The organism is Pectobacterium atrosepticum (assembly GCF_000740965.1).
Taxonomy (GTDB): domain Bacteria; phylum Pseudomonadota; class Gammaproteobacteria; order Enterobacterales; family Enterobacteriaceae; genus Pectobacterium; species Pectobacterium atrosepticum.
This window is the reverse complement of the sequence record NZ_CP009125.1, coordinates 1,819,729-1,833,646: the sequence shown is the minus strand read 5'-3', so window position 1 is coordinate 1,833,646 and position 13,918 is coordinate 1,819,729. Positions and strand designations below refer to the sequence as shown.

At 51.3% G+C, this 13,918-nt stretch carries 10 protein-coding genes; 4 read left to right on the top strand and 6 right to left on the bottom strand.

Annotated elements, in window-relative coordinates; translation table 11 throughout:
* Nucleotides 1–83: 83 nt before the first annotated feature.
* A complete protein-coding gene (locus GZ59_RS07850; RefSeq protein WP_039291077.1) occupies nt 84–959 on the bottom strand; it encodes a DUF6387 family protein in 876 nt (291 codons plus the stop codon).
* 457 nt (nt 960–1,416) lie between these two features.
* Between GZ59_RS07850 and GZ59_RS07845 the strand changes: the two genes are divergently transcribed.
* Nucleotides 1,417–2,868: an HNH endonuclease gene (locus GZ59_RS07845; RefSeq protein WP_080718611.1), complete on the top strand. Its 1,452-nt coding sequence runs from the start codon at nt 1,417–1,419 to the stop codon at nt 2,866–2,868.
* Nucleotides 2,869–3,704: 836 nt separating this feature from the next.
* Here the strand turns inward: GZ59_RS07845 and GZ59_RS07840 are convergent.
* Both GZ59_RS07840 and GZ59_RS07835 read right to left on the bottom strand, forming a co-directional pair.
* On the bottom strand, nt 3,705–4,163 hold the full coding sequence (locus tag GZ59_RS07840; protein ID WP_039291074.1) for a nuclear transport factor 2 family protein: 459 nt from the start codon (nt 4,161–4,163) through the stop codon (nt 3,705–3,707).
* A gap of 137 nt (nt 4,164–4,300) precedes the next feature.
* Nucleotides 4,301–5,236: an AraC family transcriptional regulator gene (locus GZ59_RS07835; protein ID WP_051122286.1), complete on the bottom strand. Its 936-nt coding sequence runs from the start codon at nt 5,234–5,236 to the stop codon at nt 4,301–4,303.
* 314 nt (nt 5,237–5,550) lie between these two features.
* On the opposite strand from GZ59_RS07835, the gene GZ59_RS07830 reads away from it, so the two are divergent.
* From GZ59_RS07830 to GZ59_RS07820, 3 genes are all read left to right on the top strand, one after another.
* Nucleotides 5,551–6,288 carry an MmcQ/YjbR family DNA-binding protein gene (locus GZ59_RS07830; RefSeq protein WP_039291072.1) on the top strand — a complete coding sequence of 246 codons (738 nt, stop codon included), beginning with the start codon at nt 5,551–5,553 and terminating at the stop codon, nt 6,286–6,288.
* An 88-nt stretch (nt 6,289–6,376) separates the two neighbouring features.
* Nucleotides 6,377–6,727 (top strand): TfoX/Sxy family protein, encoded by a 351-nt coding sequence (locus GZ59_RS07825; protein WP_048018372.1) that lies wholly within the window; start codon nt 6,377–6,379, stop codon nt 6,725–6,727.
* Nucleotides 6,728–6,734: 7 nt separating this feature from the next.
* On the top strand, nt 6,735–11,531 hold the full coding sequence (locus tag GZ59_RS07820) for an ATP-dependent helicase (protein ID WP_051623293.1): 4,797 nt from the start codon (nt 6,735–6,737) through the stop codon (nt 11,529–11,531).
* Nucleotides 11,532–11,660: 129 nt separating this feature from the next.
* Here GZ59_RS07820 and GZ59_RS07815 read toward each other — a convergent pair whose 3' ends face one another.
* From GZ59_RS07815 to GZ59_RS07805, 3 genes are read right to left on the bottom strand one after another with little or no spacing between them, the layout of a single operon-like run.
* A complete protein-coding gene (locus GZ59_RS07815) occupies nt 11,661–12,044 on the bottom strand; it encodes a limonene-1,2-epoxide hydrolase family protein (RefSeq protein WP_039291071.1) in 384 nt (127 codons plus the stop codon).
* Between the two features lie 52 nt (nt 12,045–12,096).
* Nucleotides 12,097–12,789, bottom strand: coding sequence for a glutathione S-transferase family protein (locus tag GZ59_RS07810; protein ID WP_039291069.1), 693 nt, complete (start codon nt 12,787–12,789; stop codon nt 12,097–12,099).
* Between the two features lie 47 nt (nt 12,790–12,836).
* Complete coding sequence (locus GZ59_RS07805) at nt 12,837–13,595, bottom strand: SDR family NAD(P)-dependent oxidoreductase (protein ID WP_039291067.1); 759 nt, start codon at nt 13,593–13,595, stop codon at nt 12,837–12,839.
* Nucleotides 13,596–13,918 lie beyond the last annotated feature (323 nt).

The following is a 13,918-nucleotide window of genomic DNA, read 5'->3' as shown; positions in this document are numbered from 1 at the left end:
CACCAGCCCCGAACAGAGGGGAAGTTCAGGACCAGTGAATTTCGGGGATTTTTATGAGGGGTGAATGCCGGGGACGTTCAGGCTTAGCGACTGTCCCTTGTTTTCTTCTTGTCTTCAGGTTTGTCATTCATGCCGATGACAGCAAGGATATCTGAACTCGTCACATGCATGTTTTTTATGAAAAAGTCATTTAACGACTTGAAATAATTATCATTGTTCAAAAAATCATAGGCCAGAGGGTAATCCGTATCTTTGATTTGCTCACTACCTCTGGCATACCGCATATCTGGGTGTAGGAGGCCAGCCAATACAGGATACGGGATCTTCTGATTGTTGAGTTGTTCCCAACCAATGAGATCCATCAGCGGTATGATTTTGTAATCGAGTATCTTCTGGAATGTTTTATGACCAAAGCGAAAGTCTTTTTCCGGGGGCTTGGGTGCTTTCAGGTGCTTCTGCCACTGACTGATAAGCACTTTTAGGTGTTCAGCCAAATCGTCGCTGCTGGCTTCATCCAAATCAATCTCAATCAGCATCTTGTTAGCAGGGTTCAGCCCTCCCTGTTTCAGGTATTCAGAGATATATTCCGAACTCACTGAAACATCATCTTTAGCAACGTTGTTTTCCAGACGATACATTACCCGTCCATAGTTAAACAACGAAGTCCTTGTCATTGGCCTGACAGCATAGCTATGAGCCAGCATATGACTGTCAGAAAGCCATTTAGTCTCACGTATAACCTTACCAGAACGAATCAGGGCATCATGGTGTATCGCCAGTATTTGGTTATCTTGACCTGCTGTTTCCCACTGCTGCCTTGCTTTATAAGCAAAGATCCGCCTTTCCAACTCGGCATAAATTTGTTCTAGCGTTAGATCTTTCAGCACATCATAGCGACTTACATCAAACCACTCGCTTAATGCTTCGACGATCTCCGCTTTAGGCATCTTTTTTGTCATTGTTTTCTCTATAAATGTTGGCTTTGAGTTGTGATAACGCTATCTCATTCAACAGAATAGAGAAAGCGAAAAGAGATATCAGGCATCCCAATGCAGAGACATTGAAGAATTGAATGTTGCTTAGCATCCTTTTTGCTTATTACTTGACCAATACTCGCAAATAACTCGCTCACTCATAAGTTATCGATGACCTCAGTAGTTCTTCTGCTAAGTGCCAAAGCGTAACTCATTAACATGAGTTACTTTTAACCGACGGAAGCAAATCAAGCATAGGTAGTCGTCTACGTGCTACTGTCAAAGAGTTTGTTATGCAAGTCATGTCATTTGATGAATGCATAAATAAGCGGGGTGTGGTTCATAATTAAATTGTCAATAAACTGATAAATAATATATTCCAAGAGCTCATCATCATATATAATTACTCACACTAAAAATTTTTAATTTGCTTTAAGGATAAATGATGGACGTATGTTATCTTTGCGGAAATAATTTTAATGAAAATTCTATAGTGGATCATGGAGAGCATGTTATACAGCAGGCTATAGGTGGAAATTTAGTCAGCAAGGGCATTCTTTGTAAAAAATGTGGTGGTGATCTCAGCCGAAAAATAGACAATCCTTTTAATGCTATATTTGAAGGAATAGCAACACGGCTTGACATAAAAACAGATAGAAAGACAAAAAAAAACCCTTCCATATCCGGTAAGATAGTAAGCGAAAAGGATGCTTATGGTATGAACCTTAAAGATACTCCGGTTTTTTGGAAGAATTTTAAAGTCTCCCCCGTCAAACCCTTTCACAGGTTTACTGAGGATTATAAAAAAGCCATTATCTATTCCCCCAAAAAAAATTTCGAGAACCACAAATCAATAGTCCAAAAAGAAATTCAGAGTATGGAATTGGGTTTTTCTCCTGAAATAATTATGTGTGACGATATTGATTGCAATGTGGAATATCAGTTTCCTATGAATAACATTGCCTTCAAAAGGGGAATTGCTAAAATTGCCATTGGATTTGCCTGCACGCACGGAATATCGAGAGAAACTTTACATTTGGCGTTAAAGATCTCAGAGGATAATCACGGATATATTGATGAAAAAATATTTTTAGTTCAATATGCTCCTTTGAGTATAATTGATAAGATCATTGAAAAGGATAAAGCAAAGTTAGCTAATTATCCTTCTCATAATTTAATTCTATTTACCTCAAAAAAATACCCTTCTTTTTTATGGTGTTATATTGAACTATTTTCAACATTTCAGTATTACATATTGTTAAGTGATAGTTATGAGGGTAAGCCTGTTTATGAATACCATTATCAACGAATCGAAAAGGCAAATGAGTATGTTTTCACTCCAGATAGAAGACATTATAAAGAGCGTAATGTAATTTTAGGAGGGTTGGGGATTACAGATGAACGCATCCAATCAGCATATGAAAAACAAAAAGATAAAAAAAATCTGAAATCATTATCAGAAATTGAAATCGACATAATCACGGAAGAGACTGAAAAGCAGAAAAACAAGGTAAACTTCGAACATGACATCAATAAATTTGTCGACTATTGTGCACAAAAAATAATTTTAAATAATGATTTTGACTTTAACTCCATGATTAATTTCAACAAAAACTTCTCACTATTTAGTAGGATTATAGTAGACAGTCATGGCGAGGATGAGATTTTCGATATATTGAGCTACCGCCGTTACTATATAGAAGACGAAAAACTTATAGATTACCTAGATGCCTTAATGCTGATGAAAATGAGAAATGATTCAGCGTTGAAAACACATAGCTTCTACAGATTCCATCAACTTGAAGATTATATTCAAAACAAGGGATTTAGAGAAAAAATAAGGCAGGTAAAAAGCCTTATTGAAAAATTAAAAGATGATAATCCTTCTGAATGATTTCTATAGCTGCTTTCCTATAAGCAATAAGCTCCCACTTTAAGTTAACATATTCATTTTCTTGTAGAGCGGATACTACGCAAAGGTCCGCTTCTCACTCAAAGCAGTCTGTCGAATAACATGTAGGTGTATCAGATTTTACTGGCACTGATCATGCGGATGCAGATTTTCACGCATAGTGAATCCGGCCTCAACCTGTATCAGACCCAATCAAGAAAAAATGTTAAAAATTGAGTTGTCATTCAATAATGATTTGTTTCACAAACATAAAAATCATAATAACACTGACAATATGATGTTGAGCATCAAACCTTTCACAAGCATCAACAAACAAAATGCAATGACAACAACCAATTGTTTTTAATTGACATTTTATGGTTACAGATTAAATAATGATGGTAAAAATGCTGGTAAAAAATCACAGTATTTACACAAATCCAACAATAACAGGAGTTACAGATGAAGTTCGAGTCCAGTCAGAGGAGCCAAATTTAGAAATCCTGCTTAAGGAAACTTAAGCGGGATTTTTGCTTTTTAGCACTTTGTTCAATAAATTCATGTTCACAGCGTTCCCGATACGCATTCCATTTTCACTCCGCATCGGGAGAATTTGGTGGTCAGATTTGGGGTCAAGTTGGTTCGATGACGGAGTGACCCCCAAATGCCCCTTAACGACTCAAAAATCCGCAACTTAAAATCATCCGCAAAACCATTCAAAGTTTCTGATTCTCACGGTCTATACCTTACCTGCATAGACACTACCATCGGTTTATAAATATTCTGGGCCGGAACCTTGCCTCTTTGTCGCTCGCCCCTACTCTGAGCGAACCACCTAGTCAGATAACAGCATCAATTTTAGGAAATTTTTTATCCATTGGACGAATAAATGACCAAGTAGAGTGGATCACACGCCAGTGGTCGTCTTCCTTCTGAAAAACCTCGATGACGTTGTATTCCATATCAATTCGGTTGGTTTTCGCGTACAGCTGATAGGTCAGCACGGCCATATCGTTTACGGCCTGCACCCGTGGATGGCAGAAATCATAACTGTCAGCAAACAGCTTGCCGTCAATGGATTTCAGAAACTCTTTAATCGTTTCATAGTCATCGACCCTTTCGGTCACTACCGCATCAAAGTAAGTAAAGCTGCGTTCTGACCAGAGCGATTCATAACCAGATGTATCCCCCTTGAACCACTTATCCAGTGCTGATATTTCCAGACCGATAAGATGGTCCGCGAGGTTACGTTCTTCATTACCGTAGTTTTGCTCGTAAACAGGCAGTGCATTTGACATACATTTATCCTTTTGTATTCGAAAAAAATATTGGCAAAGGAAAGCAAACCTCGCTTACAGCCGGATAGAAACGCGCATCAAGTTCCAGCGAGCATTTCGCATATATTTTGCTGTGACGTAGGCTGATCCTCATGAGGTCAAGAGATAGCCTCTCGTTTGCGGAAATCCTTCGGCGTAAAATTGGTTTCCCGTTTGAAGAACTTGCAGAATCTGTCGACCTCACCGAACCCTAGACGCCCGGACAGCGCACCGATGGACAAATCGGTATGCGTGAGTAGCCGTTTGGCCTCCAGCACAATCCTTTTTGAGAGATAGGCTTTGGCGCTGATCCCCTGAACTGTCAGTGTTGCGCGCGTCAGGCTCTTCTCAGTACAACCAAGGTAGCTTGCATAGTCACCGACCTGGCTCCATTGCGAGAAACGCTCGTCTACCAGTTTCTGAAACTGCCGGAATCGTAGCAGCATGGCCGACTGCTGAGATGCAGGTTCCTGGCGCTGCCCGTGCAGGAAAGCCAGCCAGGTCAGAAGCGCGTAGAAACGGTAACGCAGCAACGCATGCACCTCAACACTCAGGCAACTTGCCGAAACATCCGCCGCCTCAATTCCAGATTGCTCTTCAGGTCGCTTTGATAACCCCAAACTGGCATCGTCGTGGATGTACTGAATATCCTGCGTGGCTCGTCTAAGCTCCGCCGGATCAAGGCAAATGCTTCCAGGCAAGCGATCCAGAACAGGGGCTATTTCAGCCCCTGCCGACAGCAGAAACTCTGGACGCAGCAGCACCATCCATCCATCCCAGCCCTCCTCGCTTCCGAAGTTGTGGGCCTGACCGGGTAGCAACGTGAGCAATGTCCCCGCGCTGCATTCCACCGGCTCGAAATCGACAAAGTGCGTACATTGCCCTTCGGTCACGCAGATCAACATGTAGAACTCGTAGCAGTACGTCCTACGCATGGCCTGTACCGTCGAGCGTAGCTTGAGGTCCGACAAACGGAACACCTCAAGATCATAAGGATAGGGGCTGACTGGGCTATACGTCAGCCGTTCAACTGTAGGTCGCACCATCGCACTCATCGACTACCTCTTTCACTATCGCCCCACCAAATGTCCGATATTTGCAATTAAAAAGCCATTAAACTGTACAAACCATGCCATTTATGGCCCATAATAGCAATTACTGAGAACGTTACTGCGGTCTCTGTCCACGGATATATGGGCACGAAAGAGCAGCCTTGTACCGGTATCGCAGGCTAGCGGGGACGGGATGATACATAACTGGCCATTCTTCATTACCCGCTTCCCCGAAGCGGAAAAAGCGGTCCAGAATATCTGGTACATACATCCATTCCCGAGTTCGCTGAGTCGCGCAGATATTGTCAGGAGTTCCCATGGATACACAGAACCTGGTTCACGTCGCCGATGACTATGCACGTTCGCTTACGGGCATCACGGCTGACCACTCTCTGGGGAGCGGATGGGCGACCTACAAGTTGCATGGCAAAGTGTTCATGCTGATCAGCGAGGTGGACGGAAAGGCCACCATTATCGTCAAGGCCGATCCCATTAGGGCTGCGATCCTGCGCGGGCAATTTGAGGAAATCTCACCGGGTCATCGCATGAGCAAACGGCACTGGCTGTCAATCGTTGCGGGCAAGTCCATCACGAAAGCGTTGTTGCATCGGGAGATCAAGGAGTCTTACCTGCTGGTCAAGGCGAGCCTGCCGCAAAAACGCATACGCAATGTCGGACAGCCAGCACATAAAAGCGTATCCAGACGCCAGTTGCAGCCTCTGGCGCGTCGTCTGGCGACTGAACTGCCTGGCGTCACTCATAGCCGCCCGTTTGTCGAAAAACTTGACGTCTACAAGGTCGTCAACAAAGTCTTTCTCATCGTCACCGATGATCCTGGTGAACCGATCATCACGGTTAAGGCAGAACCGGGCCAGATTGGTACCCTGTGTGAGCAGTATGAAAACGTAACGCCCGGGAGATATCTCGATAAGCACCACTGGGTGTCCGTTGAAGGTGGCAAAGGAGTGACCCGGGAACTGGTAGAAGACCTGATCAAACAGTCCTACCGACTGGCGCTCAAAGCAGTGCCTCAACGTTTAAAGCCTCCGGTGTAAAGCCGCCCGACAAGCCGGATACGTCACCCTGTGGCCGGGTCCTGCTAAGTGTCGTCGAAGGCCATTTTCAATTTAACAGGAGTAACTAATGACCAAACTCACCGGACAAGGCAAAGCACTGGCCGCGCACTACGCCGGGGAGCTCTCAGGTTGGGCTCCCATCACAACACGGCCCCTGTTTGGCGCTGTCGCACTCTATCGTGACGGGCTCGTATTCGCGATGGTCTGGAAGGGATCTCTGTATTTCAAGGTGGACGATGCAAGCCGGGCCGACTACGTGGCGGCAGGCTCACATGCGTTGGGCTATGTCGCCGATGGCAACGACCATGCGCTAAAATCGTACTGGGAAGTACCTGTAGATGTGCTTGAAGATAATGAAACACTGACGGTATGGGCACAGCAGGCATGGAGCGCCGCTCTCAAAACGGCTAAGGGCTGATTATCTCGTGACGACAAACTCCCAATCAAACGAATTTCTGTCGGGCGGACAGTTCACAGCAGCCACCCGAGACTGGTTTGTCTCCACGTTCGGTACGCCCACAGCAGTACAGGATGCTGCGTGGACGGCAATCGGTGGAGGGCACCACTCGCTGGTCATCGCCCCCACCGGCTCAGGCAAGACGCTTGCCGCGTTTATGCATGCCATCGATCGGCTATTCATTGAGCAGACTGAGACGTTCACCCCGGCTCCTGAAAATGCTCGGCGACCTGCAACGAAAACACGGATCCTCTACATCTCGCCTGTTAAGGCTCTGGGGGCGGATGTCCAGCGCAATCTGTCTTTGCCACTTCAGGGGATCATGCAGGCGCGTCAGCAACGGGGCGATGCCGAAGTGGTGCTAACGGTAGGCCTGCGTACCGGTGACACGACGACAGCCGAACGAGCCCGTCTCGTACGCAGGCCTCCCGACATTCTCATCACGACGCCGGAGTCACTGTTCCTGATGCTGACCTCCCGGGCAAGAGACGCGCTGCGCGACGTCAGTACCATCATTATCGACGAGATCCATGCCGTGGCGGGTACCAAACGCGGATCGCATCTGGCACTGAGCCTGGAACGGCTGGACGCGCTGCTTGAAACGCCTGCGCAGCGCATCGGGTTATCCGCCACCGTACGCCCTGTGGAACGGGTGGCTGAGTTCCTGGGAGGCGAACGTCCTGTCACTATCGTGGCTCCGCCAGCAAGTCGTCACCTTGACGAGCGCATCGTAGTACCGGTGGAAGACATGTCGAACATCCCGGAATCTGAACCCGGCGAAGACGCTGGCAATGGCCGACCTGGGTCTGTCTGGCCGCACGTGGAGGCCAGTATTCTGGATCAGGTGCTTTCACGCCGCTCCACTATCGTTTTCGCCAATTCCCGCGGCGTGGCAGAGCGGCTCACCGCGCGCCTCAATGAGGCGTATGCAGCAAGACTGGCAGGTGCCGGGCAGACTGCATCCACTGCGGACAGTTTCCCTTCCACACAGTACGAATCGATAGCGGGCAGCACCCAGGCGCGTTCCGCTGCCGCTACCGCTACCATCGCCCGGTCTCACCACGGATCGGTGTCCAAAGAGCATCGCGCTGAGATCGAGCAAGCCCTCAAATCCGGTGAGTTACGCTGCGTGGTCGCTACCTCAAGCCTGGAGTTGGGCATTGACATGGGCCTGGTCGACCTGGTGATTCAGGTATCAGCCCCCCCGTCTGTCGCCAGCGCACTGCAACGTGTTGGGCGTGCCGGGCATCAGGTTGGCGGCATTTCTACCGGGCTCGTATATCCTCGTTCACGACGCGACGTCATCGACTCCGCTGTTATCGTCGATGCGATGTTGAACGGACGTATTGAAGCTATCGCCCCACCTCGCAATCCACTGGATGTGCTTGCACAGCAGACGGTCGCCGCCGTCGCGATGGAGCCGCTTGATATCGACGCCTGGTATGCCACCGTGTGCCGCGCCGCGCCCTATCGCACACTGCCTCGCACAGCGTTCGATGCCACGCTGGATATGCTGGCAGGTCGCTATCCCTCTGACGATTTTTCTGGGTTTCGGCCCCGGCTGGTCTGGGACAGGGAAACCGGCCAACTGTCGGCACGTCCGGGCGCACAGCAGTTGGCGGTCACCAGCGGGGGCACTATTCCCGACCGCGGCATGTTCAGCGTCGTTCTGCCCGAAGGTGAAGAACGTGCTGGCTCACGCCGCGTGGGCGAACTCGACGAAGAAATGGTCTACGAGTCGCGCATCAACGATGTCATCACTCTAGGGGCGACCTCCTGGCGCATTCAGGAAATCACCCGCGACCAAGTGGTCGTCATCCCAGCTCCGGGCCGTTCCGCCCGCCTGCCATTCTGGCGCGGAGACGGTATCGGCCGTCCTGCTGAGCTGGGGGCAGCCATCGGTGCTTTCCTCGGCCAGCTCGAACCAGACATCTCCGGGGCCACTAACACCCCATTTTCCGAACTCGATACCCGGACGCGCCTGGAGGCCATCGGCCTGGACGGGAACGCCATCGGCAACATGCTGGCTCTCCTGTCAGAACAGCGAGCCGCCACGGGCGTACTGCCCACCGATCGCACGCTAATCATCGAGCGATGCCGTGACGAGCTGGGTGACTGCCGTCTGATCCTGCATTCGCCCTATGGGCGTCGGGTTCATGAGCCCTGGGCGCTGGCCATTGCCCAGCGTATCCGGGAGCGCTGGAAAATCGATCCGGCCGTCGTGTCCAGTGACGATGGTATCGTGGCGCGCCTCCCGGATACTGGCCGGGTTCCCGACGCGGAACTGTTCCTCTTCGATCCTGACAAGCTGCGCCGCACCGTTGCCGTGGCAGTCGGGGGCTCAGCACTGTTTGCCGCACGGTTTCGTGAGTGCGCCGCGCGTGCGCTGCTGCTTGCGCGGAGAACGCCCGGACGTCGCTCTCCACTTTGGCAGCAGCGGCTTCGTGCCAGTCAGTTACTGGAAAGCGCCCGGGATTATCCAGAGTTCCCGATACTGATCGAAACCGCACGCGAGTGCCTGCAGGACGTGTATGACCTCGATGCGCTAGATGAACTCATGCGGCGACTGAGCACAGGTTCGGTGCGGCTGGTTGAAGTCACCACTGAGGTACCCTCCCCTTTTGCAACTGACCTGCTGTTCGGCTATGTGGCACAGTTCATGTACGAGACGGACGTGCCGATGGCCGAACGACGTGCCTCGATGCTTGCCCTCGACAGTACCTTGCTGGGGGAGCTTCTTGGACGGGTCAAACTGAGTGAACTGCTCGATCCTCTGGTGATGGCTCAGCTTGATCAGGAGCTGCAGAGGCTGGCGACTGGCTACAGAGCAAAGGGCAAGGAGGGAGTGGCCGATCTGCTGCGCGAAATTGGGCCACTTTGCACGCAGGACGTTGCCGCGCGGCTGGACAGTGAGGGCGACGAAGCGGCCACTTTCCTCAGCAGTCTCGAGTCCGAGAAACGTGTCATCCGTGTCATGATCGGCGCACGGGAGCACTGGGCCAGTATCGAGGACGCCGGACGACTGCGCGATGCGCTGGGTGTGCCTCTTCCTATCGGGCTACCGGCGGCATTTCTGGAATCCACAGCCGATCCGCTGCGCAGTCTGATCGCACGATTCGCCCGCACCCGCGGGCCATTTACCACGGGTGACGCGGCCTCGGCCTTCGGCCTGGGTGCATCGGTGGCCGAGGCCGTACTGCGGCAGATTGCCGAACAGGGCAAGCTTCTCTCCGGTCGCTTCGGGGTCAGGCGCGGCATGAAATCCCCCCCTCTGGTCAGCGGTGATACCGGAACGCTCGCACAGAACGAATGGGTGGGCGACGAGGTGTTCCGGCGTTTACGTGTCCGGTCATTACAGGCCGCCCGCAAGGCTACCCAGCCGGTACCCCGCCATGCCTACGCCCGCCTTCTGCTCGAACGGCAAGGGCTTGTTGCCGATTCATCACAAAGTGTCGTTGTGAAGGGCTGGAATCTGGCGCGCGGTGCGCTGGAAGGCCAGGAAGGCGTACTGCACGTCATCGAGCAACTGGCGGGGATACCGTTGCCAGTGTCGGTCTGGGAACAACAGATCCTGCCCGTACGCGTACGCGACTACGCGCCTGACATGCTCGACGCACTACTCTCCAGCGGTACGGTATTATGGTCGGGCCACGGCAGACTGGGTAACGACGACGGTCTGGTGGCTTTCCACCTCCAGGAGTTTGCCCCCGAAACTCTGTCCATGACAGCACACACGGCTGGTACGCTAGACATGTCACCTCTGCAGTCGGCGATCCTAGAATTGCTCTCCGGCGGGGGCGCATATTTTGTGCGTCAGTTGGCTGCGCAGGTGCAGATCACGCAGTCCCAGGAATATTCCGAACGACACGGATCCCCCGACATATTGATTGATAATTTACACACAGCCCTGTGGGATCTCGTCTGGGCGGGTTGTATCACGAATGACACATTGACACCGTTACGTGCGCTTGCACAGGTAGCGCAACAACCCCGGCCTCGTGCATTGTCCTCGCGCAGAAGGCGGGGTCTGCGCGGACTCTCGTCGGCCGCGGTTTCCGAAACGTTGCATCCTGAATTCACGGCACTCAATGCGACAACCCTGGCGGGCCGGTGGTCGATGATACGCACAGACCCCCTTCCCGATACAGTGAAGGCTATCGCCTGGACCGAAGGTCTGCTGGATCGTTACGCTGTGGTAACGCGCAATGTCACCGTCTATGAAAACGTCCCCGGCGGCTTTTCGGCATTGCAACCCGTGTTCAGAGGCATGGAAGACACCGGACGCGTGATCCGTGGTCGCTTTGTGCTCGGACTTGGGGCTGCCCAGTTCGCCGAGCGCGCAACAGTGGACCGCCTGCGCGAACTGGCCGAAGAAACGATTTCGGTACCCACTCCAGTCGCTCTCAGTGCCGTGGATCCCGGTAATCCTTTCGGGACTATTCTGCCCTGGCCCTCTCATGCATCCCTGATGCGGCCGGCCCGAAGAACAGGAGCCATCGTAGTCATTGATGGCGGTCATCTCGTGTTTTATCTGCCGCAAGGCGGCCGCCAATTGTTCACCTATATTGACCCGGATGATGCAGCACAAACGGAAGCTATTGCCGCAGCACTGGCAGCGCTATCCACTGCACTTTCGCGCGACAAGCGTAATCGGTTCACACTCGAGTTGGTCAACGGTGTGCCGGTACGTATGAGCAAACTGACCCCAGCGTTGAAGGCGATTGGCTTTTCCAGCGCGCCTAAAGGCTTGTACTGGGGTAACTGAAATTGACTCGCAACATTGTTAATATATCAACCGCTGTGGAGGGGAAACAACACAACCACAGCGTCAGTCTGACTACCCTATTTTACTTTCCAGCATGACGCTTACTGCCGTTTCATGATTATTAATCCGCTATTCAGCCGTTTTCTGCATGAAGCTGGTATCAAAGTAATCTCTCCAGGCAATGATTTTATCGCCCTCGACTTCAAGTATCCCCATCACTTTTGCTGCGCCAATCTCGCTGCCATCAGCACGTTCGAACCTGTCAAGCCGTTCAGTGAGCACTTTATTACCGTCAGCGGCAATCGAAAGCATTTCAATACGTACCGTCGTGATGCCAAATGCCTCTTCGAGTTTATCAATCAGCGCGAACGCTTCATCAATGCCGGTAGTAGTGGCGACGCCTTCATTGACCCAGACGCTGTAGGGTGTGAACCACCGCTGTATGGCAATTTTACCTTTTGCTTTAGGATAAGCGTTGAAAAATGCATTTACGGTATTAATCGGCGTTGCCATATCGATGTCCTTTAAAGGCTTAGCTAAATTTAAATGCCGATGCTCTGTAAACTCAGGTTGTCTTACACATTGAGTCTGAGAGTATTGCCTGCTGCTTAACAAGGTGCTGCTTAAATCTGTCGACGTAATCGTCTCGCACGGCAGCAATGACGCTTGGCCTGTGTGCCAGTGAAGCCCGCCACGCCGATACACGGGGAAGATTGTCGAAAATCGGCTGCGAAACGTCGGGGCTTAGCAAGTCAAAGTAGCGAAAGACCGGGGCAAACATCGCATCGACCATACTGAACGCGGAGCCTGAAAAATAGGGACCTTGCTCAAGAGTGCTCTCAAGTCGCTGCAACTTATCGCGAAAGGCAGCTTTCTTATCGTTAGCAACGGCGAGCTCCTTAGCATTCAGGAACTGCCAGGCATCGGAGAGAGCCGCCACGCCAAACTCTACCCAGGCACGTTGCTGTGCACGGGAAAGTGCATCACTGGAATAAAGGCTGGCTCCTGCCTGCGTTTCGTTGAGATATTCGCAAATAGCTGCGCTCTCGAACAGAATCGCGTCAGAATGGCCCGCTAATTCCACCTTGAGCAATGGCACCTTACCCATAGGCGAAAGCGCCAGAAACCAGTCAGGCTTAGCTGCGAGATCGACGTCGATCCTTTCAAAGGAGACGTTTTTTTCCAGCAGCACAATCGCCGCCCGCTGAACGAACGGGCACAACGGATGGCTGATAAGCGTCAACTGAGCGTTAAGCATATAAATCCCCTAATAAGGTGGCGAAGTGATGGAATAACGTGCGGTTACTACAGCAACTGCCCGCCCGAAATGTCAAAGGTCGTGCCGTTAGCCCAGGCCATATCATCGGACAGGATGGCGGCTACTGCACCACCTACATCGTCCGGCAGACCGACACGGCCCAGAGCAATCCCCTGCGCCACCCAGGCGTTCACATCATTATTATCGCGCACCGCGCCACCACCAAAATCAGTTGCGATGGCACCCGGGGCAATGGCATTGACACGGATCTGACGTGAACCCAGCTCTACGGCCATGTAGCGGGTCAGAACTTCAACGGCAGCCTTCACCGCCGCATAAATGCTGTACCCAGGCAACGTAAAACGTACAAAACCGGACGATACATTCAGGATACGTCCGCCGTTTTCAACCAGCGGCAACAGCTTCTGAGTCAGAAACATCGGGCCCTGAAGATGGGTGGTTACCAGTGAAATAAACTGTTCTTCGGTTGCATCAACGAAGTTTGCAAAGAGGCCGTTGCCTGCATTATTGACGAGGAAGTTGAAGCGCTCACGGGCAAAATCGGTTTTCAGCGTTTCCGTCACGGCGTCTGAAAAAGCCTGATAACTGGCGCTATCGGTGATGTCGAGCGGTAACATGACGGCCTTGCCGCCTTGTGCTTCGATCTCCTGTTTCAGCGTCTGGGCTTCTGCTGCGCCGCTGCGATAGGTACCGATGATGTGGACGCCGCGTCTGGCGAGGTGAAGTGCCATGTTGCGGCCGAGGCCACGGCTGGCGCCGGTGATAAGTGCGATAGGGTGAGTCATGAGTTGTCTCTTTCAGGTTGTTAGGTGCACCTGTTGGTGCTTTCTCGACCTGCTCATAATAGATAATGACCGGCGGGTAACCTACGCCTGATAAGCTCAGTTTATTGCCTGATTGTATCAGTCGTCTTACGCAGTGCTGGGTCATCGCTATAATCGTGCCATGAATGACTCTCTTGCAGCACATCTTGATATTGCTCTACGACATGGACCATAGGGTTTGACTATCACACGGATCCCTTGCAGACCTCTGCATTGGACATGTCTCTACAGACAAAGCGCCCTGCCCGTATCGTTCGATGAACTGTTTCATCCTGCAGGGCCCT

Bases quoted from the DNA above. Each gene is read 5' to 3' on its own strand.
- GZ59_RS07850 (WP_039291077.1), bottom strand. From the start codon at position 959: ATGACAAAAAAGATGCCTAAAGCGGAGATCGTCGAAGCATTAAGCGAG.
- GZ59_RS07845 (WP_080718611.1), top strand. From the start codon at position 1,417: ATGATGGACGTATGTTATCTTTGCGGAAATAATTTTAATGAAAATTCT.
- GZ59_RS07840 (WP_039291074.1), bottom strand. From the start codon at position 4,163: ATGTCAAATGCACTGCCTGTTTACGAGCAAAACTACGGTAATGAAGAA.
- GZ59_RS07835 (WP_051122286.1), bottom strand. From the start codon at position 5,236: ATGAGTGCGATGGTGCGACCTACAGTTGAACGGCTGACGTATAGCCCA.
- GZ59_RS07830 (WP_039291072.1), top strand. From the start codon at position 5,551: ATGGATACACAGAACCTGGTTCACGTCGCCGATGACTATGCACGTTCG.
- GZ59_RS07825 (WP_048018372.1), top strand. From the start codon at position 6,377: ATGACCAAACTCACCGGACAAGGCAAAGCACTGGCCGCGCACTACGCC.
- GZ59_RS07815 (WP_039291071.1), bottom strand. From the start codon at position 12,044: ATGGCAACGCCGATTAATACCGTAAATGCATTTTTCAACGCTTATCCT.
- GZ59_RS07810 (WP_039291069.1), bottom strand. From the start codon at position 12,789: ATGCTTAACGCTCAGTTGACGCTTATCAGCCATCCGTTGTGCCCGTTC.
- GZ59_RS07805 (WP_039291067.1), bottom strand. From the start codon at position 13,595: ATGACTCACCCTATCGCACTTATCACCGGCGCCAGCCGTGGCCTCGGC.